At 38.1% G+C, this 24,699-nt stretch carries 22 protein-coding genes; 7 read left to right on the top strand and 15 right to left on the bottom strand.

Annotation, left to right across the window (positions count from 1 at the left end; all coding sequences use genetic code 11):
• Nucleotides 1-75: 75 nt before the first annotated feature.
• The 3 genes from hydA to QUG14_RS02035 form a co-directional block, all read right to left on the bottom strand.
• Nucleotides 76-1,494, bottom strand: coding sequence for a dihydropyrimidinase (gene hydA / locus QUG14_RS02045; protein ID WP_289338841.1), 1,419 nt, complete (start codon nt 1,492-1,494; stop codon nt 76-78).
• 15 nt (nt 1,495-1,509) lie between these two features.
• Entirely contained in the window at nt 1,510-2,796 is a 1,287-nt protein-coding gene (gene preA / locus QUG14_RS02040; protein WP_289338840.1) for an NAD-dependent dihydropyrimidine dehydrogenase subunit PreA, read from the bottom strand.
• 80 nt (nt 2,797-2,876) lie between these two features.
• Nucleotides 2,877-4,229: an NAD(P)-dependent oxidoreductase gene (locus tag QUG14_RS02035; protein WP_289344050.1), complete on the bottom strand. Its 1,353-nt coding sequence runs from the start codon at nt 4,227-4,229 to the stop codon at nt 2,877-2,879.
• Nucleotides 4,230-4,770: 541 nt separating this feature from the next.
• Here QUG14_RS02035 and QUG14_RS02030 point away from each other — a divergent pair.
• On the top strand, nt 4,771-5,388 hold the full coding sequence (locus tag QUG14_RS02030; RefSeq protein ID WP_289338838.1) for a GyrI-like domain-containing protein: 618 nt from the start codon (nt 4,771-4,773) through the stop codon (nt 5,386-5,388).
• Nucleotides 5,389-5,406: 18 nt separating this feature from the next.
• Here the strand turns inward: QUG14_RS02030 and QUG14_RS02025 are convergent, their stop codons facing one another.
• Nucleotides 5,407-5,874: a branched-chain amino acid aminotransferase gene (locus QUG14_RS02025; protein ID WP_289338836.1), complete on the bottom strand. Its 468-nt coding sequence runs from the start codon at nt 5,872-5,874 to the stop codon at nt 5,407-5,409.
• 124 nt (nt 5,875-5,998) lie between these two features.
• Entirely contained in the window at nt 5,999-7,525 is a 1,527-nt protein-coding gene (locus QUG14_RS02020; RefSeq protein ID WP_289338835.1) for a DHA2 family efflux MFS transporter permease subunit, read from the bottom strand.
• Nucleotides 7,526-7,712: 187 nt separating this feature from the next.
• Between QUG14_RS02020 and QUG14_RS02015 the strand changes: the two genes are divergently transcribed.
• On the top strand, nt 7,713-8,630 hold the full coding sequence (locus QUG14_RS02015) for a TetR/AcrR family transcriptional regulator (RefSeq protein WP_289338833.1): 918 nt from the start codon (nt 7,713-7,715) through the stop codon (nt 8,628-8,630).
• Nucleotides 8,631-8,704: 74 nt separating this feature from the next.
• Here the strand turns inward: QUG14_RS02015 and QUG14_RS02010 are convergent, their stop codons facing one another.
• Nucleotides 8,705-9,574, bottom strand: coding sequence for a cation diffusion facilitator family transporter (locus QUG14_RS02010; RefSeq protein ID WP_289344049.1), 870 nt, complete (start codon nt 9,572-9,574; stop codon nt 8,705-8,707).
• Between the two features lie 198 nt (nt 9,575-9,772).
• Between QUG14_RS02010 and rluF the strand changes: the two genes are divergently transcribed.
• Both rluF and pepF read left to right on the top strand, forming a co-directional pair.
• Complete coding sequence (rluF, locus tag QUG14_RS02005) at nt 9,773-10,489, top strand: 23S rRNA pseudouridine(2604) synthase RluF (protein ID WP_289338832.1); 717 nt, start codon at nt 9,773-9,775, stop codon at nt 10,487-10,489.
• A gap of 111 nt (nt 10,490-10,600) precedes the next feature.
• Nucleotides 10,601-12,415, top strand: coding sequence for an oligoendopeptidase F (gene pepF, locus QUG14_RS02000; RefSeq protein ID WP_289338831.1), 1,815 nt, complete (start codon nt 10,601-10,603; stop codon nt 12,413-12,415).
• A gap of 49 nt (nt 12,416-12,464) precedes the next feature.
• On the opposite strand, the gene QUG14_RS01995 is transcribed toward pepF, so the two are convergent.
• The 3 genes from QUG14_RS01995 to QUG14_RS01985 form a co-directional block, all read right to left on the bottom strand.
• A complete protein-coding gene (locus QUG14_RS01995; RefSeq protein WP_289338829.1) occupies nt 12,465-12,866 on the bottom strand; it encodes an acyl-CoA thioesterase in 402 nt (133 codons plus the stop codon).
• Nucleotides 12,867-12,888: 22 nt separating this feature from the next.
• On the bottom strand, nt 12,889-14,061 hold the full coding sequence (locus tag QUG14_RS01990; protein WP_289338828.1) for an iron-containing alcohol dehydrogenase: 1,173 nt from the start codon (nt 14,059-14,061) through the stop codon (nt 12,889-12,891).
• Nucleotides 14,062-14,341: 280 nt separating this feature from the next.
• Nucleotides 14,342-16,129: a bifunctional metallophosphatase/5'-nucleotidase gene (locus QUG14_RS01985; protein WP_289338827.1), complete on the bottom strand. Its 1,788-nt coding sequence runs from the start codon at nt 16,127-16,129 to the stop codon at nt 14,342-14,344.
• 168 nt (nt 16,130-16,297) lie between these two features.
• Between QUG14_RS01985 and QUG14_RS01980 the strand changes: the two genes are divergently transcribed.
• Nucleotides 16,298-18,004 (top strand): hypothetical protein, encoded by a 1,707-nt coding sequence (locus tag QUG14_RS01980; RefSeq protein ID WP_289338826.1) that lies wholly within the window; start codon nt 16,298-16,300, stop codon nt 18,002-18,004.
• Nucleotides 18,005-18,182: 178 nt separating this feature from the next.
• Nucleotides 18,183-18,479, top strand: a complete 297-nt coding sequence (locus QUG14_RS01975) for a hypothetical protein (protein ID WP_289338824.1) — start codon at nt 18,183-18,185, stop codon at nt 18,477-18,479.
• 36 nt (nt 18,480-18,515) lie between these two features.
• On the opposite strand, the gene QUG14_RS01970 is transcribed toward QUG14_RS01975, so the two are convergent.
• The 5 genes from QUG14_RS01970 to QUG14_RS01950 form a co-directional block, all read right to left on the bottom strand.
• Nucleotides 18,516-19,382, bottom strand: a complete 867-nt coding sequence (locus QUG14_RS01970) for a DUF1259 domain-containing protein (RefSeq protein WP_289344048.1) — start codon at nt 19,380-19,382, stop codon at nt 18,516-18,518.
• 175 nt (nt 19,383-19,557) lie between these two features.
• Nucleotides 19,558-20,604 (bottom strand): VanW family protein, encoded by a 1,047-nt coding sequence (locus QUG14_RS01965; RefSeq protein ID WP_289338822.1) that lies wholly within the window; start codon nt 20,602-20,604, stop codon nt 19,558-19,560.
• A gap of 343 nt (nt 20,605-20,947) precedes the next feature.
• On the bottom strand, nt 20,948-21,520 hold the full coding sequence (locus QUG14_RS01960) for a DNA-3-methyladenine glycosylase I (RefSeq protein ID WP_289338820.1): 573 nt from the start codon (nt 21,518-21,520) through the stop codon (nt 20,948-20,950).
• A gap of 111 nt (nt 21,521-21,631) precedes the next feature.
• A complete protein-coding gene (locus tag QUG14_RS01955; RefSeq protein WP_289338818.1) occupies nt 21,632-22,756 on the bottom strand; it encodes a glycerate kinase in 1,125 nt (374 codons plus the stop codon).
• Nucleotides 22,757-22,887: 131 nt separating this feature from the next.
• Nucleotides 22,888-23,259, bottom strand: a complete 372-nt coding sequence (locus QUG14_RS01950) for an acyltransferase family protein (RefSeq protein ID WP_289338815.1) — start codon at nt 23,257-23,259, stop codon at nt 22,888-22,890.
• 258 nt (nt 23,260-23,517) lie between these two features.
• On the opposite strand from QUG14_RS01950, the gene QUG14_RS01945 reads away from it, so the two are divergent.
• Nucleotides 23,518-23,925 carry a CHRD domain-containing protein gene (locus QUG14_RS01945; RefSeq protein WP_289344047.1) on the top strand — a complete coding sequence of 136 codons (408 nt, stop codon included), beginning with the start codon at nt 23,518-23,520 and terminating at the stop codon, nt 23,923-23,925.
• A gap of 53 nt (nt 23,926-23,978) precedes the next feature.
• Here the strand turns inward: QUG14_RS01945 and chbG are convergent, their stop codons facing one another.
• On the bottom strand, nt 23,979-24,686 hold the full coding sequence (gene chbG / locus QUG14_RS01940; RefSeq protein WP_289338813.1) for a chitin disaccharide deacetylase: 708 nt from the start codon (nt 24,684-24,686) through the stop codon (nt 23,979-23,981).
• Between the last annotated feature and the right edge of the window lie 13 nt (nt 24,687-24,699).

Here is a 24,699-nt window from a genome sequence, read left to right as displayed (position 1 = left end):
AATTGCTTGAAGAACAAGCAATTGCAGGAGTCGTTCAACAATGAATGGAGAAAAATAGTATTCGATAAAATGCTGCTAAATGGATAGAGTTTCGTTTTGATTTAGTTGTGTATACCTATTGTATTTGGCTCTCTTTATATATTGACCAGAACCCGGTTTACCAACATACTGATTATCACGGACGACAAATTCACCTCGGGATAAAACAGAAACAGGTTCTCCAGTGACTTTCATTCCTTCAAAGGCATTGTAATCCACCGCCATATGATGGGTTTCAGCAGAAATAACTCGCTCTACATTTGGATCAAAAATAACAATATCTGCATCTGCCCCAACGGCAATACTGCCTTTTTTCGGATATAAACCAAATAATTTTGCAGCCCGAGTGGAAGTAAGATCAACAAATTGATTTAAACTTATACGTCCCTTTTTCACCCCCTCAGAAAATAGGATGGAAAGACGGTCTTCAATGATGGGTCCTCCATTTGGTATTTTCGTAAAGTCATCTTTTCCTAGATCCTTTTGCCCTTTAAAATCAAAAGAGCATTGATCAGATCCGAGAGTTTGCAGTTGACCACTCTTTAACGCATTCCAAAGTACCTCTTGGTTCCATTTTTCTCGTAATGGCGGTGACCAAACATATTTTGCCCCTTCAAAATTTGGCCTCTCTAAATAACTTTGATCTAACACTAAATATTGTGGACAGGTTTCACCCCACACATCAAAGCCCCTGCTTCGTGCTTCGGCAATTTTTTCAACCGCATCGGCACAAGATACGTGTACCACATACAATTGTGAGTTTGCCAGCCCTGTAAGTGTTGCCGCTCTTCCCGTCGCTTCCCCCTCTAATTCTGGTGGTCTCGTTAAGGCGTGATAGATTGGCGCAGTGTTCCCTTCTGCTACCGCCTTTTTCGTTAAATAATCAATGACATCACCATTTTCTGCGTGTACCATGACAAGGGCTCCATGCTCTTTAGCTGAAACAAGGGTTCTAAAAAGCGTTTCATCATCTGCTTGGAAAACGTTTTTGTAAGCCATAAATACCTTAAAGGAAGTAATACCTTCCTCATTAATCACATAAGGAAGTTCATTTAAGACATTTTCATTGATTTCCGCAATCATTAAATGGAATCCATAGTCAATCACAGCTTTTTCTTTTGATTTTGCGTGCCAGGTTTGGATTGCATTTTTTAACGGCTCACCCTTATTGGTTAAGCAAAAATCAATAACCGTTGTTGTTCCCCCAAAAGCAGCAGCAATCGTCCCCGTTTCAAAATCATCCTTTGTTACCGTACCTCCAAAAGGCATATCTAAATGCGTATGAGGATCGATGCCGCCTGGTATAACTAGACAACCTTTTGCATCAATTACTTCTGCACCATTCGCAGGCAGATTATCGCCAATTTGAGCGATTTTCCCATCTTCAATTAGGATTTCTGCTGTAAAAGTATCTGCTGCTGTTACGATCGTTCCATTTTTTATCAGTTTCTTCATACCATTTCTCCCTTCTTATTTGTTACTATTAATCTTACATTCTGTTGCTAGACTCAAGGCTGACTGTCTTTCATTCCAAGTCATTGGTGGAAGTTCACGTAGTGCTTCCACCATATCGATGGCTCCTTCCACAGGGCAGACAATGGAACATAAGTTACAACCCACGCAATCCTCCTCCCTAACTTTTAAATAACTTTTTCCATTTTCATCAGTTAACATATCGATACATTGATGGGAGGTATCCTCACAGGCAATATGGCATTTATTGCAGTTGATACAAACTTCATTATTGATTTTTGCAACGATATTATAGTTAAGATCTAAATTACCCCAATCCGAATACCTTGGAACCGATTGACCAATGATTTCAGATACAGACTTAATTCCTTTACTATCCAAATAATGGCTGAGCCCTTCTATCATGTCTTCAACAATCCGGAAGCCGTGGTGCATCGCCGCGGTACAAATTTGCACACCTGTAGCGCCCATTAGCATGAATTCAACGGCATCCTGCCAGTTCGAGATTCCGCCAATCCCTGATATCGGGACATTAATATTGGCATGTCTTGCGCATTCTGCCACCATATTAAGGGCTATCGGTTTTACAGCAGGACCACAATAGCCGCCATGTGCCCCCTTACCAGCAACATGCGGAATGGTATTCCATGTATCAAGGTCGACCCCCATCAAACTATTAATGGTGTTAATCATACTGATAGCATCCGCTCCGCCATTACATGCAGCTTCAGCCGTAGCCGTAATATCAGTTATGTTTGGGGTTAGTTTTACAATAACAGGTGTTTTGGCAACTTCCTTTACCCAATAGGTCTGGCGTTCTACAAGCGAAGGTACTTGGCCCGATGCCGAACCCATCCCACGTTCAGCCATACCATGCGGACATCCGAAGTTTAACTCTAGACCGTCAACTCCAACATCCTCCACCCGCTTAACAATTTCATGCCATTTCTCTTGTTTTGGTTCCACCATTAGCGAAGCAATGATTGCATGGTTAGGAAATCTCTTTTTGGTTTCATAGATTTCTTTTAAATTTACATCTAATGGTCTGTCCGTTATGAGTTCAATATTATTAAAACCTGCTACACGCTGCCCGTTAAAACTGATGGCGGCAAACCTAGATGATACATTTAAAATTGGGTCACCTAATGTCTTCCAGACTGCCCCGCCCCAACCCGCTTCAAAGGCTCTCTGCACTTGATAACCTGAATTGGTCGGAGGTGCTGATGCAAGCCAAAATGGATTGGGAGATTTAATCCCTGCAAGATTAATACTTAAATCAGCCATATTGAATTCACCCCTTTATTGTAGAAACGCTTTAGCGCAGGAAAACGCTTACATATTTATATCCTTGAAAGATGAATTTACTAGGATGTTTCCACTGCGCTAAATTGTTTATGAATGCTATATGCTGCTTGTTTTCCTTGTTGTGCAGCGGTAACCACCATGGCATCACCTTTGCCCTTGCCAAAAACAACATCTCCACAAGCAAATATTTTTGGATTAGAAGTTTGATAGGTTTCATTATTCACTTGTACTACACCACGATCATTGTGCAGTCCGAGTTCTTCAATAAGTTTCAAATGCCTTGTTTGACCGATAGCTTTGATTACAGCCTCTACCGGAATGACATATTCGGATCCTTCAATCGGGCTTGGTCTCCTCCGCCCGTCGTTTTCGGGATCACCTAGATTCATTTTGATACATTCAATCCCGGCGACTTTCCCATTTTCATCCCCAATGATTCTCTTTGGTGCGGTTAACCAACGAAATTCCACGCCGTCTTGTTTGGCAAATTCATATTCAAAATCATAGGCAGTCATTTCTTCTTCCGTACGACGGTATAAGATTTTTACATTTTCTGCTCCTAAGCGTACAGAACAGGTTGCACCATCAATAGCGGTATTCCCTGCCCCAATAACTACTGCCCGTTTTCCGACAAAGTCCTGCGATAACCTTCCACTCTTTGTTTCCTTAACAAACTCAATGGCATCATAGACCCCATCGAGATCTTCTCCTTCAATTCCTAAATTAGGAACATGTGCCATCCCTACCGCTAACACGATGCAATCAAAGTTTTGTAGTAATTCCTTAGTGGATACATCTACACCAACCCTTGTGTTGGTTTTGATCGTTACATTAAGCTTCTCAACTTGTTCCACTTCCCAGTACGAAATCGACTGTGGAAGCCTGAATGAGACAATCCCATAAGTATTTAAGCCGCCGGCTTTGTCTGCAGCTTCAAATATCGTCACTGCATACCCCAATCTTCCTAATTCTCTTGCTGCAGAAAGTCCTGCTGGCCCTCCCCCAACAACCGCGACAGATTTACCGTTGGGAGTTCCTGGTTTAAATAGTGTTTGTTCATTTCTAATTGCCCAATCTGTCGCATACCTCTGGAGATTTCCAATCATAATTGGTTTTGTGGAATGATTTAATACACAAGCACCTTCACACAACTCATCTGTTGGACATACTCGTGCACAACTGGCACCAACTGGATTGGAAGACATAATCGTTTTGGCAGAACCAAGTAAATTACCAGAGGCAATTTTTTTGATAAAAGTGGGGATATCGATTCCTGTAGGACAGGCCTTTATACAAGGAGCATCATAGCAATAAAGGCAGCGATTCGATTCTTCCATTGCTTCTTGATTGGAAAGCGCACGTTCGACTTCTTGAAAGTTCAGTTCTAGATTGGTAGTGGAGATTCGCTGGATTTTTTCCAATAAAAAACCCTCCTTTTTAAAAGTGACTTTACTGAAAATTCTGCATCTATTTTTAATTTTACAGGTCACGAAAATTCATTACATTATACAATCTGTAAAATGATGCTCGTATTCTACTATCCAAAATGTGAACTAGATTCTATAAAACAGGAATGGTGTTCTTTTAATACTTGATGATGGTTTTGAAGGGAAAGATCGATGAAAGTAATAGTAGTTAAATGAGTATCATTCTTGTACAATTCTTAGTCTTTTACCAATTTATCACATATAGACAAAAAAATTTGTAAAATTACATCGAACACCTCCACAAACTAATTAAAGGTATTCATGTTCTACCAAATAAGCTAAAAACCAATGTTTGTATAGTAAAAATAAAGATTTTCCATGATTCGATTATAAAAAACGGACAGATTTTCTTCCAAATAACTTATCGACAATCGTAAATTATTTGCCGAATGAATATAAAAGAAAAAATGCTTTATAACGACAATTGTTATATCATTTGATGAAGGCAAAAATAAAGGAGGGAATTATGAAATACGAATGGAGAAAAAAAGACAAAGACATCTATCTTCCATCTACCACTCCAAGGAGCATTGTTGTCCCACCAATGAAGTACTTCACTTTAACTGGGCATGGAAATCCTAATAGTGAAGCATTTAAGGAGCATATCGAGACAGTATACACTTTGTCATACGCGATCCGGATGAGTCCGAAAAAAGGACTTACCCCCGACGGTTATTTTGAATATACGGTTTTCCCATTAGAGGGTGTCTGGGATTTGGATGAAGAAGGAAGAAAATTAGCGCACCTCAATAAAGATAGGCTTGTTTATAAACTAATGATTCGACAGCCAGATTTTGTCACAGAAGACCTCTTTACACTGGCAAAAGAAACAGCTGCAAAAAAAGTTTCCGGAGAACTGTTAAGGTCCACAAAATTCGAACAAATAAACGAGGGCATGTGTGTCCAATGTATGCACCTGGGAGATTACGATAGTGAACCTGAAACTTTTTCAAAAATGGATGATTTCTGTTCAGCTGCTCAATTAACTCGTATTGATAAAAGACATCGTGAGATATACATAAGTGATCCAAGAAGGACAGAACCAGCGAAATTAAAAACAGTACTTCGATTTAAAGTAAAGTAACGCTTGGGATTCCAAGCGTTACTTTACTTTAACCGTTTCAACTAATTGAGATAAGAACTGATGTATTAACTGAATGGCCTCATTCAAAGAAAGATCTTCTTTATACCCCTCCACATAGTTTAATGCAAAATTCAAATCCCATAACCCATCATCATGACTAAACATTAAATCGAATTTCGCCTCTTCACCATTCAAGGAGTTATTCAGTTGTTCCTTTAGCATTTTCTCAAACTTTTTCTGTAACTTTAAGCCTAGCATGACATCATAGGTACCAAATACATCATCCACCTCTAGTGAAACACCTTCAACACCGATTTGTTCAAACAAAGTAGACTCTACGTAAATAAATTCATTTTTGTGCTCTTTTAAGTATGTAATTGGCTGGTTTAAAAAAGTTGAAGATTCATTGGCAATCATCGTTTCTGTGTCTTTGCTGCACCGTTCAATATACGCATCCGTAAAATTTGAATTCAATTTGTTTTCCATTTTTATTTCCTCCTGTTATGCAATTCCCACTTTTACTATAGAATGATTTTTCATCAAAAAGCAAATTTTTCATAATGAAAAAAACGCCTAAACTCGATTAGAGTTTAGACGTAAAAAATTACGATTAGTTTTCAACAAGTTTATTTACTACTTTTTTCCCTGCAGGTTTTTCACCCTTACTTTCATCCGCTTGTTTTACACGTTTCATAAAGAATGCAAGAATTAGGGCAACAGCTGCTATAAAGACGGACACGAAAAAGGCGAAATTAATACCGTCTAACGTTGCGCTCATCATAACTTGTTGCTGCATCTCAGCTAAGGCTGCTTCTGTAGGTTGTTCCGTTAAGTTTGCCATAGCTGCTTCACCAAGTTCCTTCGCCTTTGACTCGGCACGGTTTGACATTACGGTTACCAATAACGCTGTTCCAATCGCTCCAGATACCTGCTGTAGTGTATTGTTCATTGCGGTACCATGTGGGTAAAAACGTGCCGGCAATTGATTTAAACCATTTGTAGATACAGGCATCATCACCATCGACATCCCAAACATTCGAACTGAAAATAAAAGCAATAATTGAGTATACGTTGTTTCAAGTGTTAATTGGCTGAAAAGATAACTTGTAACCACTGTGATAACTAAACCAACGATAGCTAAAAGGCGTCCGCCGAATTTATCGAATAGTTTACCCGTAACAGGTGACATTAGCGCCATAATGATTGCTCCCGGAAGCATCATTAACCCTGCATCAAATGGGGATATACCACGCACCGTTTGAACATAAATCGGCAGCAACAACATCCCCGAAAACATTGCCATCGTAAGTACCATTGAGATAACGGACGATAATGCAAACATAGGGTATTTAAAGATTCTATAATTAAGCATGGGCTTTTCTTGTTTTAATTGACGTACAATCGATACCAGCAATGAAATAGCTCCTATTGCAATGGTTAGATAAACCTGTGGACTATCCCAGCCTTGCTTTCCAGCTGAACTAAACCCATAAAGTAAACCGCCAAATCCTACACTTGTAAGGATAACGGATAGGAAATCAAGCTGAATATCAACCTTATCTTTTTTATCTTTTAATAAGAATAAACCGATTAATAGTACAATCACAGCGATCGGTGTTACAAAATGGAATAGCATTCTCCAGTCATAATGCTCAATTAACCAACCAGATAATGTCGGTCCGATTGCCGGTGCCCCCATTAAAACTAATCCAAAAATCCCCATTGCTGCCCCTCTTTTTTCAATCGGGAAACTTACTAACATAACATTCATTAATAGTGGCATCATGATTGCAGAACCTGCAGCTTGCGTCATCCTGCCTGCTAATAAAACAGGAAATACATGTGCAATTCCTGCAAGAATGGTCCCTGCTGTAAATAACCCCATTGCAACCAAGAAAAGTTTTCTCACAGAATATTTTTGAATTAAAAAGGCTGTTGTTGGGATTAGTACTCCATTCACTAACATAAAGCCTGTTGTGAGCCATTGTACAGTTGACGCATCCACCTCTAAATCCGACATTATGGATGGAAGTGCAATATTAAGCAATGTGTTATTTAAAAAAGCAATAAAAGCCCCAATCATCAGGATTGATATAACCCCGTATGGAGGGCGTTTCGTTTCAGTATTTTTTTCCATAGTTATTTACCCCCTATAAACCCTTTGTACATTTTTTTATACACTTGTTCCATGCTTTATTAATAATATACCGAGAGTTCATTTTTTGCAATCAAAAAACACTACAAAATAATGGGTTTGTAATGAATGTCTAGATAATGTAGTATATTTTTATACAGGTAGTATAATTCGGATTATAGGTGATAAAATGAATGAACGTAAACAGCATGTTATAAATAAGGCTCATCAATTATTTATTGAAAAAGGATTTCAAGCAACGTCAATTCAAGATATTTTAGATTTTAGCGGGATCTCAAAAGGAACTTTTTATAAATACTTTTCATCTAAAAGCGAATTATTAATCGCGATTTACAAAACAATTTCCAAAAAACTCGAAAAAGATAGAAATGAATTATTAATGGGGAAAAATCCTTCAGATATTGAGATCTTTATTAAACAAATAGAAATGCAAATGATGTCTAATAGAAAAAATAAACTTATTGCTCTTTACGAAGAAGTACTGGCCACAAATGACACTGATTTGAAACAATATATTCGTGTAGCACGGCTGCGTTCAATTCGCTGGATGGTTGGAAGGTTTATTGATATTTTTGGTGAAATGAATAGGCCATACTTATTAGATTGTGCCATTATGTTTCAGGGGCTATTACAGAATAATCTCCAGTACAATCGCATGGCGACAGACTCTCATGAGCAAATAAGCAAGGTGGTCCGTTATAGTGTGAACCGCTTAGTAAATATGGTTGCTGAGGTGGCAGAGGCTGGAGAGCAAATTCATGAACCTGAACTATTAGAAAAATGGCTCCCAGGACGACATAAAAATAATCATGAATTAATGGATCAATTTTATAAAATAGTAGGTCCCATGAGAAATTCGATTGTAAAATACTTCCCTGAAAGAAATGATCAGGAAAAGTATCATGAACTGATAGATTTCATTCAAGAAGAAATCTTGCATACCAGAGCACCAAGAAAATTCCTAATCGAAAGTGCCATACAAACATTACAAAACAACCCAGCTTTAATCTGGCAAAAAGAGCTAGACCAACTCAACGAAATCACCACCGTTTTCTTTCAACAGTTGGAGCAAGCCGAAGAAGAATAAATAGATTGAGTAGAAAACAAAAAGGAATGGAGCATAAAAACTCCTTCCTTTTTTGTTTTCCATATGTATGGTTTTTATTTAGGTTCAACATGTACATGTACGTCATAAACTTGATGTTTTGCAATTAATTCATCTTCTACTTTTGTAGCAATATCATGTGCGCTCTTTACATCTAAAGTGGAATTAACGAGGATAACAACATCAACAACTACGTTATTTCCATAATTCCTCGCTTTTATTTCCTTCACCCCTTTAACTCCCTGACACTGATGAATAGTCTGTTTATATATTTCTATTTCCTTTTCATCAAATCCATCTGTTAAATAGAGGGACGCTTCCTTAAAAATATCCCAGGCAGTTTTGCAAATGAGGAATCCTACTAGTACTGCTGCTAAAGGATCCAGCCACGGCAGACCAAACTGTGAACCGATAATCCCAACGAACGTACCCACACTTACCCATGCATCAGATAGATTATCCTTTGCTGCAGCCATAACAGATTGGCTGTTTATTTCTTTTGCCAGTTTTTTATTATAGCGATAAACAAGGTACATAATGAATGCACAAAATAGTCCCGTCCAGGCGGAGATTACATCAGGAGATTCATTTTGTGCATAAAAAATACTAAAAATAGCATCGTATGCAACTTTCAGACCCACTGCCATCATAATAAAGGACGCAACCATTGAAGCAACCGTTTCTGCTTTCCAGTGCCCATAAGGGTGGTCGTCATCTGCCGGCCTTTGCGATAATTTAAGACCAATAAGAACAGCAACCGAAGCAACAATATCGGTTACATTATTCAAGCCGTCTGCTTTCAATGCTGCCGAATTTGCTGTAAATCCTACGGCTAGTTTTAATGCGGACAAGCAAATATAAGCAATAATACTTATTATGGCTCCGCGCTCTCCTCTTTTTAAATCCAAAAAACCTTGTTCTTCTATCATTTTTATCACCCTCTTCTTCTCTATTTATATTATTGAACAAAAACAACTAGTGGGTCTAGAGAAACCTTTTTCCCCTCTTCGAACTTTATAACAGATGCGAAAAAAAGTTGGAAATGGTAAACATTAAATCAACTTAACCTTGAAATTAAGCTTTGGGTTAAGTATTCTAAGAACATAATTCAAGCCATTAAGGATGTGTTTAACCTGCGATTAAATAAATTTATCTCTGAGTCTGGAAAAACATCAAGGCGCGGAGCGGATAAATGGATAGAAGAAGGAAGAGTTACCATTAACGGGAAGATTGCTAAGGTTGGCAGTCAAGTCGAGCCTGGTGATGTGGTTCGTGTAAATGGTGAAACCATCAGAGTAGCCAAAAATTATGTCTACATTGCCCTAAATAAGCCGGTGGGGATCACAAGTACAACCGAGAAACATATTAAAGGAAATATCATTGATTTAGTCAACCACCCACTACGAATTTTTAACATCGGAAGACTTGACAAGGATTCCGATGGGCTAATCCTTCTCACAAATGATGGTGATATCGTTAATGAAATACTGCGTGCAGAAAATAAACATGAAAAAGAGTATTTCGTTACGGTTGATAAGCCAATTACTTCGGAGTTCTTAAAAAAGATGTCAGAAGGAGTTAGAATCCTAGATACGAAAACACTACCCTGTAAGGTGGAACAATTATCTAAATTTGTTTTTAAGATTATCTTAACACAAGGGTTAAATCGTCAAATCCGACGGATGTGTTCTGCTCTAGGGTTTTCAGTTGTTCGTCTCCAACGAATTCGGATTATGAATATCCACTTGGGAAACCTCCCTATTGGACAATGGAGAGATTTAACGAAGAAAGAAAAAAATCAATTATTTAGTGATCTTAATTATGAACCTAAAGAATGGTGAAAAATGGAGTCAAACCTTAAACGGTATGACTCCATTTTTTAGTTGCTTTAATATTCAAATAATATAAACTATTACTTAGGAAGGCGAAGGATTTTTAGGAGGAGATACTAGATGGAAAAAACAGTTGAAAAGCGGCTAACGCGGTCAGAGGTTCAAGAGGAATTAACATGGAAATTAGATGATCTATTCGTGTCAGAACAGGCATGGGAAAATGAACTTGCTGTGATTGAACTAGATGTAACAAAGATAGAGGATTTTAAAGGTACGTTACATACTAGTTCAAAAAACTTATTAAATTGCTTACTTGCTCAAGAACAACTTTTGATGAAAATGGTCAAAGCATCAACTTATGCAAGTTTAAAGCAATCGGCTGATGGGACAGACCCGGTTAACCAGGCAAATTCAGCTAAATTAACTGCATTACGAACAAAAATGATCGCTTCATTATCATTTATTAATTCTGAGATACTTTCGCTAGAAGAAGGAACCCTTGAGAAGTATCTTCAAGCGGAACCTGAGCTTAAGCCTTTCAAAAAAGATTTACTTGAACTGCTCGAAACGAAAAAACATCGACTTTCACCAGAAACGGAAGAAGTATTAGCTGCGTTAGGTGAGGTCCATGGTGCCCCTTATACCGTTTATAGCATGGCAAAATTAGCAGACATGGATTTTGAACCTATCGCTGATGTTGAAGGAAACGAATTACCAGTATCCTTTGCGTTATTTGAAAACCGTTACGAGTTTTCTGCAGATACAGACACGCGCAGAAAGGCCTATGATTCTTTCGTTTCGACGCTAAAACAATATAAAAACACAATCGCAGCAGCCTATTCTGCTGAAGTAAAAAAACAAGTTACCCTTTCTCGTTTAAGAAACTATCCATCAGTAGAAGAAATGCTGCTTGAACCACATCAAGTAACTTTAGAAATGTACAACAATCAAATCGATATTATTTTTAAAGAGCTGGCACCTCACATGCGACGATTTGCCATGCTAAAGAAAAAGGCTTTAGGTCTTGATGTCATGCGTTTTTGTGATCTGAAAGCACCATTAGATCCTGATTTTAATCCTGAAACAACTTATGAGGAAGCTAGTCAACTTATTATGGAATCTTTGAAAGTTATGGGACCAGAATACGGTGACATTATTGAAAAGGGATTTAAAGATCGCTGGGTTGATCTGGCAGATAATATTGGGAAATCCACTGGTGCCTTCTGCTCAAGTCCCTATGGAGCACACCCCTACATTTTGGTTACATGGCAGGATAATATGCGCGGGTGTTTCACACTAGCACATGAATTCGGGCACGCTGGACATTTTTACTTGGCAAATAAAAACCAGAGAATCATGAATGTTCGCCCGTCCATGTATTTCATCGAAGCCCCATCAACGATGAATGAGCTTTTATTAGGGATTCACCTATTGGCAAAACATGAAGACAAACAAATGCGCCGCTGGGTGGTCCTTCAACTGTTAGGAACGTATTACCATAATTTTGTCACTCATTTACTGGAGGCTGAGTATCAGCGCAGAGTGTATGCGTTAGCAGAAAGCGGAAAAGCACTAACTGCGAATACACTTTCTGATGTGACTAGCGCTGTACTTTCAGAGTTCTGGGGTGAGACCGTGGAAATCGATGAAGGTGCAAGCTTAACGTGGATGCGCCAGCCACACTATTACATGGGCTTATATCCATACACCTATTCTGCTGGTTTGACTGCCTCCACGGCAGTAGCTCAATTAATTCAGGAAGAAGGTCAGCCTGTCGTTGAGCGCTGGTTAGAGGTTCTTCGTGCAGGAGGGACAATGAAGCCTCTGGAGCTATTAAAACGTGCTGGCGTAGATATGTCCACACCTGACCCAGTACGCAAAGCAGTTGCTTATGTTGGTTCATTAATAGATGAATTAGAAAAATCATATTCGTAAAAAAAGTGACAGGCACCCTCCAATTTTTTGGACGGTGTCTGTCACTTTTTTATACACTTTCTTGATAATAGTGTCGCTCTAATTCAATTCTTATCTCTTCCGGAATAGGTTCTGATTTCTGAGTTTCGAGGTTAAAATTCACATATGTCACCGTATCTATCGCACAAACCTGCCCATCCTGGTGGATCTCCTCATACAATACTAAACTGGAATTTCCAATCCTCTTTACCCATACATAAACTTCAACGTTTCTCCCAAAATAAATTTGCTTTATATATTCCACGTTCATATTTAAAATAATAATCTTCCAATTTGCAAAAGAATCATCAGGGGTAAACAATTTAAATATTTTATTTCGGGCCGCTTCGAACCATACTGGGATTGTTGTATTATTGATATGACCAACTCCATCTGTTTCTGATACGCGAGGCTCAATTGATTTTTTATACATCGTATCCACCTTTCTTTTCCTGCTAACAATTAGTTAACTTGCCTTCGAGGGCATTTAGATAGATCTTCTCGATTGTTCCAATCGTAAATGGTTTGGGACTTCTGTTTAATAATCTTTTTTGTTTGATTCCGTTTTCGGCTAAAATGGTAATATCTTTTCTTTGAATATTGTAGGAATCCAGGGTTGTTGGCAGCCCTACATCTTGCACTAAATCTAATAAGCTTTTAACCACATCTTGAGCTAGTTGACGATCACTTTTCCCTTCAGATGATAGTTTAAAAATATCAGCTACTTTGACCAATTTTTCTATACATGCAGGCCAAATATCATCATAAACATAGGGAAGTAATACAGCATTTGATTCACCGTGAGGGAGTTTAAACAAACCACCTAATGGATATGCAAGGGCATGTACTCCAGCAACCCCGGCATTATAAAAACTTAAGCCTGCTAATAAACTTCCCAGTGCCATTTGTTCCCTCGCTAATTTATCACTGCCATTCCAGACAGCTGTTCTAATACTCCCAGCAATGTTGCGCATGGCCTCTAACGCCAATGTGTCCGTTATCGTAGTTGCATTGATAGAAGTAAAGGCCTCTAGTGCATGTGTAAAGGCGTCAATCCCGCTCGCTGCCGTAACTCTTGGTGGGAGTGTGTACGTTAATACAGGGTCTACTATCGCATAATCAGCAAGTAAAAATTCATGTGTAATGACATCTTTTGTATCCTCCAAGGAAAACACTGCTATGTCGGTAACCTCTGCACCAGTTCCTGATGTTGTAGGAATTAATACCTTGGGAATTCCCCTATTTGAAAACTTCTTCCTTCCATTCAAATTCAGATAATCCCCCACAAAACCATCGTTTTCCGTTAACACTGCAGCAGCCTTCGCCAGGTCTAATGCACTGCCGCCGCCAATCCCGATTACTAATCCTGCTTTACTCTTCCTAATCTCGTCAACAACCTGATTTCCAACATCTAAAGATGGTTCTGGAATTACATTGGTGGATAAGTGGACATCGATACGATGCTGTTCTAATTGTTGTAGAACTGGTTCAATTACACCTAATTCTTTTAACATAGGGTCAGTCAGAAGGAAGACACTTTTATTAGAATATTCTTGTAAAATCTCAGTCAATTTACCAAGAGAACCTTCGCCATGATAGATCTTCTTAGGTGATATAAATTGATTCATATACCCATCCCCTTTTCTTTTATATCTTCATTAATATGAATGGATTATGTTATATACTCTTATACAAATATTTTAAATGTCCTTTATTTTTAATCAAAATACGCAAATAATCTATTTCCATAAAAACGGAAGCATCAGAAGAACTAACCCCAGACAGACCAGATGTAAGAAGCCCTGATGAAGAGAGCAAAGAAAAAATCTATAAAAAATGTAAAAGCTCCCTCTGATTCATGTTCAGAGGGAGCTTTTGTTATTCTAAAAATATATGGTTAATTCTCTTCTAATACCTAATCTTTTGAATTCTGTTATCAATATCATATGTGAAAGGTTTTGGTTGAGCACTGATAAAGTCTACTAGTACATCTAAGTCAACAGGTCCTATTTCTTTATTTTGCGCTTTCGTGAATACTGTAAAACCATCTCCCCCACCAGCAAGGAAGACATTTGCTGCTACCGTATACGTTTTATTCGGGTCCATTTGGGTGCCATCTGCAAGTTGGATATTTACAACCTTTTGTCCAACTGGTAAATTTTCATCCCATGTGTAGGAGAATCCAGAAATTTGAAGCATCGTTGTTTTTGTTCCCCACTGTTGATTGAGCAAGTCACGTATTTGCTGCCCAGTCATCGTCATTTTAACCATATCATTATTAAAAGGTTGAACCGTGTAAATTTCGCCCCAAGTAATGTCTCCTTGATTAATATCGGCTCGAATACCACCCGGATTCATAATCGCTAATTCTGTTTTCATTGCCTGCCTTTGAGCATCAGCTATTAAATCACCAAGAATGGATTCTCCATTATCATTGCGGAGCGCTGTTAAATTAACCGAGGTGGATCCTATTACCCTGTTAACAATTGGTTCAACAATTGCTTCGTAACTGGCTACCATCTTCGCTATTTCTGGATCCGGTTCTATACCTTCTTGAAACGTCGTAATGATTTCTGCTCTCTTTGTAACGATATCTTTTGTTTTCGGGTCAATCTCAATATCCACATCAGTGAATGCAGTACCATAGGAATAGGATTGGACTACTAGTTTGTTGTCGATTGTTGCATTCATATACGCATGATTATGTCCACCAAAAATGATATCTACTTCGTCGTCAATCTTATTTGCGATATCGACAAGCATTCCAGATGGATTTTCACCTTTCACACCTGATGTTCCTGGATTGTGGGCTAAAACAACGATGGATCGAACTCCTTGCTTTTTTAATTGTGCTACATTACGATTAATAGCTTCCACTTCATCAGAGAAGGTTAATCCTGCAACTCCGCTTGGCACTACGATCGTCGGAGTCTCTGTGGTTACGACACCGATAAATCCAATTTCCATCCCATTTACTTTAAGAATTTTATAAGGAGGTAAAATGGATTCTCCAGTTTTTTGATCGATGACATTCGCTGCCACCCAAGGGAAATCTGCTCCGGCAAAGTTTCCAGTTTCTTCATGAGTACCGCCATTGACGAGACGAAGTAATTCTTTAACGCCCTCATCAAATTCATGATTACCTACTGTCCCAATATCGAATCCGAGTTTGTTCAAGATCTCGATTGCAGGCTCATCCTGTAAAAGGGCTGAAGCAGGAGGACTTGCCCCTACCATATCCCCTGCTTGTACAAGAAGTGTGTTCTTATTCTCGGCTTCCCTTTGTTTTAAATAAGCTGCTAAATAATCTGCTCTACCTGCTGGTTTTCCTCCAACATTACGTGTTACATTTATTTGTCCGTGTAAATCATTAATTCCCAAAAGTTGAACCTGAATATAACGTTTATTCGCGGCAGGGGGTTTTTCCTTTTTCTGTTTTGTTTCCGGACGATTAGATAAGTGGCCATGGTATTCTTCTGATAATCCTTGATCATTTCCTATGTTTTGAGCTGGGCTGGCAGCATTACCTCTATTGTTTTGCGAAGTAGCCATAGGATTGACATTGTTGGTGTTGTCTGCTACATGTCTTGGATTTTGGTTATTTGTTTGGTTTCCATCCGAAGCATTTTGATTACCCGCACAACCAATTAAACTGATGGTAAGCAAAGATATAAACATTTTATAAATCCTTTGCATAAAATTCCTCCTAGTTAATTCTGTAGAAGCAATGGTATTTTTTGCTTTAAACCAAAGATTATTCAAATTTGTCCATTTCTAAAAAAGTTATTATGAAACTTTCTTCCTAGATACTCGTATATAAATAGACTCAAGTCAGAAAGATTAGATTATAAAGGGGAATTGGTTATGGGGAATATGTTTTTGTTTTCTTTGATTGTTGCTATTGCATCTGCTCTTGTTCTTATACCGATTTATAGCGATGACAAGTCCGCCAATACGAAAAGTAATAAGAAAAGTTCTAACGGGGCTAGAAGGTTAATTCCGGGAGCAATTATTGCTTTAATCGTTATTTTGATCCCTTCTGTTTTTGCTTATTATTACTTTTCGAATTATGACCGAAACCTGTCTTCATTATGGGTTCTTGCTATTATTATAACGGCGTTAGGTGCTTTAGTTTCTACTGGAAGGGAAAGAAAAGTGAAAGCACTGCTGTTTGCAGCAAGTCTACTCTTCGGTATCTACTTTCTCACTGCCTTTTTATTTAATGCGGATGAAAAATACGAGATAGCACAAATGGATCAAAAAGTGGAAATTAAGTCATTTGATGAAAAAGAAACACCGGCAAGTGTTCCACCTGAATTTGCACGTAATAAAATGAAAAAAGCTTTTGGTCAAGTGCCAAATACCAGCTATTATGAACTTGGCAATCTGCAAATTCAAAAGGTAAATAACGATTATGTCTATATTGCACCTGTTGAATTCTCTGGTTTCTTTAAATGGTGGAAAGGGAAAGAGACACCTGGTTACTTTACTTTAAGTGCTACTGACTCTTCGGCAAATCCGAAATTTATTAAATCCGAAATGATTTATACCCCTTCTTCTTATTTTAATAAAGATATTGAACGGCATATTCGTATGCAATTCCCGAAACATATCTTCTATGGCGATGTTCAATTAGAAATAGATGATGAAGGAAAACCATATTATATTCGCTCCTACGGTGAGTTTGTTTCAGCACGTAATGGCTTTGATGTTAAAGGTGTTGTGGTAGTGGATTCAAAAACCGGGAACACAAAATCTTATACCTTGTCAAAAGTACCTGAATTTATTGAAGGTGCTGTATCACCTGAAATTGTCAGCTTGCAAAACAGCTATTTCGGGAACTATATTCATGGATTATGGAACAGTCTCTTCGGTAAATCAGATGTAAAACTTCCTTCTGATGAAGGAACAGAGGCGAATGTAAGTCCGATATTCGATCAAAATGGGGTAATGTTTTATTTTACAGATTTTACAAGTCCTAAAGAAGGCGTCGATTCCATGCTCGGCTACTCGTTGACCAACTCTCGTACGGGTGAAGCCACCTATTATACCGGGAATCCAGAAGAATCCTATATGGATTCACAAGGTGCCTTACAAATTATCGAAAAGAAATTTATTGAAAAGAAATGGCATGGTGAAATGCCTGTCATTTATAACTTCTATGGTGAAGCAAGTTGGCTTACACCTGTCCTTGATTCGAATGGATTTTTGCAGAATTACTTTATCGTTTCGGCCGCAAATCCCGAAATTTCCGTGTTCGGGGTAACTCCAAACGAAGCATTAAGACAATACAAAACAGCCCTGCAACGAGGCGGCGGCTCTGTGGATGGCAGTTCGAAAGCTGATGAAAAACAAATAAAAGGTACAGTCCTCCGTGTTTATAAAGAAAAATCAGGTGATTTCACTGTGGTTTCATTCCTTTTAGATAACAAGAAGAGCTATATTCTTTCCTCTGAAAAAGAACCATTGGTCATTTACTTAAAAGAAGGAGATACAGTAAATGTCACCTATTTAGATACAGATGAGGACTTCCTCCCTGCTAAAGAAATTGTCATTGAAGGCATAGAATAATTGAAAAAACACGATGAAGGATAAAACTTCATCGTGTTTTTTTTATGTTTTTTGTCTAATGTTATCATTTCTCAACAAATTTATTAATTAATTTGTTTACCAAACTAATTAATGGTAAACTATATAAAAATATAATTAGATATAAATGGTAATAATAATGCTAAAAAGGAGATTACATATGACGATGACGAATGAATTTGATACTATAGTCGACAAAGCGATTGAGAACTCCCCTGACTGGTTAAGGGACGACATGGAAAAAATTTTAAATAAAATTAATGGCCAAATTAGATTAAGCTTTGTGGTTTCTGAGCTTTATTCAAGATACTCTTTTAGCATTAAACATATTACCTCAGCTATGAATCAAAGTTCTGAATGGGCAATCCTTTCCCATGATCGATTGAACTATATTGACAACAATATCGACTTAATCGAGTACATGATTAAAAGAGAGAAACGAAACAGGACAAAATAAAATGAGGCACCATCCTTTGGATGATGCCTCATTTTATTATTTATTTGGTCTTACCTCTCTTGTTGTTAGTACCTCTAATGCATCCCTTACATCCCTAGCAAACTCGAGTGGCCGATCAATTTTTTCAAAATGGATGTACATAAGCCTTGGATTTTCAAAGAGCCAATGGTTATGAAAGGCCGTCACAATAATATTATGTTCTCTAAGAATATCTATAAACGGATTCAGTTCTTCCTGGAGAATGACTGTTTCACCACTGCACAGTGCCCGGCCGTCGGAAGACAGAGATTCAAACACGAACATTTGCGGTAATGCTAGAAACGATCTAGTTCTTCTGCCAAGTATCCGTGCCAAAATATTGGTCCGTGAATTCATTACCATACAAACACCATCTTCGAACGTGCTCATGCCTCCGAGAATTTCGTGAAACTCTTCGCACAGTTCCTCTGCCCTTCTATCTGTAGCCTGACGAGCACGACTCGAACGACCAATGTTCCTTGTAGTTAGTACATCTAGTGCATCACTAACTTTTCTAGCAAAGTCTAAAGGCTCATCAATGGATTCGAAGTGAATATACATTAAGCGCGGCTCATCAAAAAGCCAGTGATTGTGTAAGGCCGTCACAATGATATCATGTTCACGCAGCCTAGTAATAAAAGGGTTAATCTCATCCTGAAGAATAACGGTTTCTCCAAGACATAATGCTCTGCCTTCTCTATCGATATTTTCAAAAGAAAACGCCTGTGGAACAAACATAAACGACTCAGCCCGACGGCCTAAAACCACAGGATGGATATTTGTTCTGGACCTCGTTGCTGTACATACGCCATTGATTACAGAAGGTGTTGCACCAAGTATTCTAGCGAACTCCTGACATAGTTCACTTGGCTCCATGCTATCCATATTATGCAAAACGAATCATCTCCTGATAGATATTCTCTGTAGGATAAGCTATTCCAAATGTAAATTTTGGACAGGGCTGGGACCTAATTTAAATAAGGTTTACACTTAAAAAAGGCAGATCAATTAAGCAAAAAGAAAAGACGTGTGATTGCCACACGTCATGTTCTATGAAAGCTTATCTTTTTTGTAGTAAGCTCTGATAGGCAGCAGAGGTTCTCATCTCAACGGTTATGGTTCCGTTCGGATTATAAATGGCTTTAATCAATAAAGGGACTCCTGCAGTATTCTTAAATTGAAAGTCTTTTCCACCATATGAAACAGTTGCATCCCGACCTGCAGGTACATACCCCACTGTTAGAGAATGATGGTGCCATTCCACATATTCGATAGCTAATTGATCAACTGCGTTAAACAAAGTAGAGGATGTTTGACAAATACCGCCGCCAATTCCCATGACTAATTGCTTATTAACGATTTCTTGGGCAGGCTGGTATCCATGTGCTTCGTCACTCGGTCCGACCGTATGGTTAAAGGAGAAAACGTCCCCTGTTCCAACAATCACATTATCGATTGCCAGCGCAGATAGTTCAATGTTTTTATTTCTCCCAGCTATACTAGGATTAAATTTAGTTGTATAAGTAGCAACCACAACTTCAGATAAATGGGCTGCGTCTTCAGGCTTATAGCCGCTTTCCGTAACATAGATTGGCAGGAATACATCTCCGCCTTTTACTGATGCCTCGATTATTTTCGTAACTAGTTCTGCTTCTTCAAGAATAACTCTTGGCTTCCCTTTGATTACCTGACCATTTGCATCAATTTTATCCAGTATCATTTTGGCATCATACCCAGGAGTAGTCTCGGTTCCCCTTGCAATTTCCCTCGCCCATTGCTCAAGTTGCTGTTTATATTTTTCATTATCACTTCCAAACCCCAAATCTACTGGGATCAGGGATTTAATAATGTTTTTTGTCGTCGGATCTATTACATTTACCACTTTTGGCTTTTTAGCTTCTTCCTCTGCAATCCTTTTTGCTTCAGCTTCTTCAGCAGCTTTCCTTGCCGCCTCTTCTGCGGCTTTTTGCTCTTCGAGTTTCTTTTCGTGTTCTGTTACTTTGTTCTCAAGGTCAGACCCGTTGCCATTTGTTTTCTGTGCACACCCTGCTAACCCTATTAAACTGCCAATTAATATGAATGAAACCAACCAAGTTCGTATAGACATTTAATTTCGTCGCCTCTTTCTCCCAATCTCGTAATACCTAACGAAACACTTCCGAAAATCCGCAAAAAGGAATTTCGCTCTCATTCACTTAATCTATTCCGCATTCTGACACAAAATTCCTGCAAAATCCCTGCGATTAATTCCTTAAATTGGATATACTTATTTGACGGATTTCATCCATATTGGTTTCAAGAAATGATGAAGAATTTTTCGAAAATTGCAACTGTTCCTTATTAAGAACAATATAATATATATTAACTGTAGATTAAAGGGTGAAATATCATTATTAATAAAATTTACATAATATTCAAACTACCCATTCAATATAAAGAACAACTGAGAATTATGTATTTTTTCCCGAATGTTTATTGTAGCAAATACATGAGTCTATATGATCATTTACCATCCCTGTCGCTTGCATAAAGGCATAACAAATCGTTGAGCCTACAAATTTAAAGCCACGTTTTTTTAAATCCTTACTTAACCTGTCACTAATGTCCGTTGTTGCAGGAACTTCAGACAAATCACTAAACTGATTTTGTATCGGTTTCCCATTTACAAATGACCAAATGTATTCGCTGAATGACCCAAATTCCTCAGTCACTTTGAAGAATGCCTTTGCATTTGTAATGACTGCATTTATTTTTAGTTTATTTCTAACGATTCCTTCATTCTGCAAAAGTTCTGCTATTTTCTTTTCATCGTAGGAAATGATGATATTGGGGTCAAAATCATCAAATGCTTTGCGATAATTTTCTCTTTTCTTTAATATCGTGTACCAACTTAACCCTGCTTGGGCACCTTCTAGGTTCAGATACTCAAATAACAATCGATCATCATATACTGGCACGCCCCATTCATGATCATGATAATCAATATAGAGGGGATCTGAATTCACCCAACCGCATCTTTTCATTACTAAATACCTCCAAATATGTTCGTTTTAATCAAACTTATCTTTTTTCACCATTTTAATCAACAATTTACAAAAAAAACAGCCATCGTATGATGACTGCTTTAATGTAGATTATTTTAATACACGGCAGATATTTTCTGCGGCAAATGCGAGATTTGCTTCACCGGATTTCAACGCTTCATCCAAAGAAGAAACACCCTTTAATATTCCAACAATGGATGTAAATCCGTGGTCGTAAAGTGGTTCAACACCCTTGCCAATTTTTCCTGCAAATGCAATTACTGGAATAGAGTATTTTTTCGCAATCGAAGCGACTCCATAAGGTGTCTTTCCAAACAACGTTTGACCATCGATGCTTCCTTCCCCAGTAAAAACATAATCCGCACCTATAATTCTATCCTCAAGACCCGTATATTCAATGACTAAGTCCACGCCTTTTTTCAGTTGAGCATTTAGAAATGCCATTAATCCTATACCAAGACCACCGGCAGCACCGGCACCTTCTGTATGTGCAATGTCCTTACCCAAATCTCGTTTAATCACTTCAGCATAATGAGCTAAGTTTTCATCCAAACGTTTTACCACTTCAGGAGTTGCTCCTTTTTGTGGGCCAAAAATGGCTGATGCTCCATTCTCTCCAATCAGAGGATTTGTTACATCACAAGCAACATCAATTTTTACATTCTCAATTCTGCTGTCTAATCCGCTTAAATCAATCGAAGCTAATTGGTTCAATGCACCACCTCCGAAGGGTAGTTCTTGCCCATTCTTATCCTTAAAAGAAACTCCAAGTGCCTGAAGCATCCCCGCTCCACCGTCATTCGTTGCACTGCCGCCAATTCCGATTAATATACGACTTACACCCAAATCTAGAGCATGTTTTATTAATTCACCCGTTCCAAACGTAGTCGTTACTAGTGGATTACGGTCTTCTAGTTTGATTAATTCTATTCCACTTGCACTTGCCATCTCAATCACAGCTGTTTGACCTTCACCTAAAAGACCATATTCTGCTATAACCTTCTCACCTAGCGGACCAATGACTTCAACCTTGACCATTTCACCATTCGTCATACTAACGAGTGATTCAACCGTCCCCTCACCACCGTCTGCCATCGGAACTATCACACATTCTGCATCAGGAAAAACCGTACGAATACCTTTTTCCATTGCAAGAGCAGCTTTTTTTGCAGACATACTCTCCTTAAATGAATCAGGCGCTAACACAAACTTCATCATAATCTGTCCTTTACATTTAAAGTAGGAAAATCCTTTCACTATTTACTAATAATACCAAACATTGATGAAAGATAGGGTGACCTAACAGCCACCCTACTAAAACTTATCTTACTAAGCAAGGACGTTTGTTATCGAATTTCCATGTTAAAAAACGATCCAGCAAACTGCGCATGACTGACCCGCTCCATATAGATTTGAGGAGGAGTTAGAATCATGACCCCAAATACTAGGGGAATCCCTAGTCGGGCAAGCCTTTCCTTCAAATATTGGCTACCCGTTCTCTTCTTTAAAGCATAATACGAATTGATCCCCGATACTGCGAAAAAAATTGGCATTAACCAGGTACTCATAAATAACGAAATGGTCGTGATGTAAGTCGGGTCAGTCTCAGTATTCTTAACATGCCAAGCCCATAGATTAAAAAACATAAAACAATGGTAAATGAAAACGGCTAGTGTAGCTAAAACACGAATCCAATCTAAATCATATTGTCTTTTCAATTATAGTTTTTTCTCCTTGAAAAATAGAAAATACTTAATAGCCGGTACTATTTTACTACATTAATATAAAATTGAATTCGAAATATGGATTTTTTCTAAATAACCAGTCCGTTTAACTCAAAAATAAAAACAGCGAAAAAAATTTTTTGGAGATGTAAAGGTTTAATGATATGGGACATTCGTACAAGCATTTAATCCTCTAGAAAATATGATACATAAATTAAGTTTTTCTGGAGGATATATATGGAAAATAATCAACTGTTTTTTGCGATATTAGAAGGTTCAGAAGAGGTCCCACCTGTTCGAACAGATGCTTTTGGGTTTGCAAAATTTAAAGTTAGCAGAGATGAAAGAAGGATTGGATATCGCCTAACTGTAAATAATCTTGATAATTTTACTCAGGCTCATATTCATATAGGGAGAAAAGGTGTAAACGGTCCTGTTGTCGTCTTTCTATTCGGTCCAGCTGACCCTAGTATAAGTGTAAAAAAAGGAGTCGTTGAAGGAATCATTACAGCAGATGATCTTGTTGGTCCCCTAATGGGACAATCACTTTCGGATTTAATAGAACTTATGAGAGATGGAAAAACATATGTCAATGCCCATACAGTCCAAAATCCTGACGGAGAAATCCGCGGACAAATCAAACAGTTTAACAACCATTGATAATTAAAACAGGAATAATAGCAAACAGCCATCAAACGATGGCTGTTCAAACTTTATAATAATATAATATTATCTGGCAAGGTAACAGAGGTTAGGATATTGGTCTCTTTTACTCTGTCGGCTGTATATGACGAGCCATTTAATACTTCAAAATCTAGGTAACCAGGATGGCACATTACTTCGATGGTTTGATTGTCTACATCATGCTTAGATAATTCAACAAAATAATCGTCCGATACACCCTCTCCATAAAAATCATGAAAAAAGCGGTCCGTAAACGAAGGCACCCCTTCAACAGGCTGTTCTGATATTCGCCTTACAGGTAAATTGTACTTTTTTGACAATCTTTGAATCACCGGTAAAAATTCAGGTATACTGTGGACATGATGATGACTGTCAAAATGAGTAGCAGTAAGTCCAAAGTCAAAAAACCGATCAATTTGTGCTGTCCATTCCCTTTCCAGTTCCATTAGGGAAAGATTATGATTTCTAATGATATCATTCATTTTTTTAAAATTTCCCTCTACATCCATTAAAGATGGAACGTCCGATAGTAATGGTCTACCACATGTAAGGACAAGGTGAATTCCAAGTTGCAGCGTTAGGTTTTCTTTAGCCATCTCCACAGCATGGCTAACACCTGGCATATTCATCATCATCGTAGCGGAATTAACGATTCCATATTTATGAGCATCGATAATTCCATAATTAATGCCCCTTGAATATCCAAAATCATCTGCATTCACAATAAGCTTAATCAATCATGTCCCCCTC

This window comes from Neobacillus sp. CF12, from assembly GCF_030348765.1.
Lineage (GTDB): Bacteria > Bacillota > Bacilli > Bacillales > Cytobacillaceae > Neobacillus.
The sequence above is the reverse complement of the archived record's forward strand: the minus strand, read 5'-3'. Positions and strand labels throughout refer to the sequence as shown.

Coding starts and splice junctions, on each gene's coding strand:
- hydA (WP_289338841.1), bottom strand. CDS start 1,494: ATGAAGAAACTGATAAAAAATGGAACGATCGTAACAGCAGCAGATACT.
- preA (WP_289338840.1), bottom strand. CDS start 2,796: ATGGCTGATTTAAGTATTAATCTTGCAGGGATTAAATCTCCCAATCCA.
- QUG14_RS02030 (WP_289338838.1), top strand. CDS start 4,771: ATGAAATACGAATGGAGAAAAAAAGACAAAGACATCTATCTTCCATCT.
- QUG14_RS02025 (WP_289338836.1), bottom strand. CDS start 5,874: ATGGAAAACAAATTGAATTCAAATTTTACGGATGCGTATATTGAACGG.
- QUG14_RS02020 (WP_289338835.1), bottom strand. CDS start 7,525: ATGGAAAAAAATACTGAAACGAAACGCCCTCCATACGGGGTTATATCA.
- QUG14_RS02015 (WP_289338833.1), top strand. CDS start 7,713: ATGAATGAACGTAAACAGCATGTTATAAATAAGGCTCATCAATTATTT.
- pepF (WP_289338831.1), top strand. CDS start 10,601: ATGGAAAAAACAGTTGAAAAGCGGCTAACGCGGTCAGAGGTTCAAGAG.
- QUG14_RS01995 (WP_289338829.1), bottom strand. CDS start 12,866: ATGTATAAAAAATCAATTGAGCCTCGCGTATCAGAAACAGATGGAGTT.
- QUG14_RS01990 (WP_289338828.1), bottom strand. CDS start 14,061: ATGAATCAATTTATATCACCTAAGAAGATCTATCATGGCGAAGGTTCT.
- QUG14_RS01985 (WP_289338827.1), bottom strand. CDS start 16,129: ATGCAAAGGATTTATAAAATGTTTATATCTTTGCTTACCATCAGTTTA.
- QUG14_RS01980 (WP_289338826.1), top strand. CDS start 16,298: ATGGGGAATATGTTTTTGTTTTCTTTGATTGTTGCTATTGCATCTGCT.
- QUG14_RS01975 (WP_289338824.1), top strand. CDS start 18,183: ATGACGATGACGAATGAATTTGATACTATAGTCGACAAAGCGATTGAG.
- QUG14_RS01970 (WP_289344048.1), bottom strand. CDS start 19,382: ATGGATAGCATGGAGCCAAGTGAACTATGTCAGGAGTTCGCTAGAATA.
- QUG14_RS01965 (WP_289338822.1), bottom strand. CDS start 20,604: ATGTCTATACGAACTTGGTTGGTTTCATTCATATTAATTGGCAGTTTA.
- QUG14_RS01960 (WP_289338820.1), bottom strand. CDS start 21,520: ATGAAAAGATGCGGTTGGGTGAATTCAGATCCCCTCTATATTGATTAT.
- QUG14_RS01955 (WP_289338818.1), bottom strand. CDS start 22,756: ATGAAGTTTGTGTTAGCGCCTGATTCATTTAAGGAGAGTATGTCTGCA.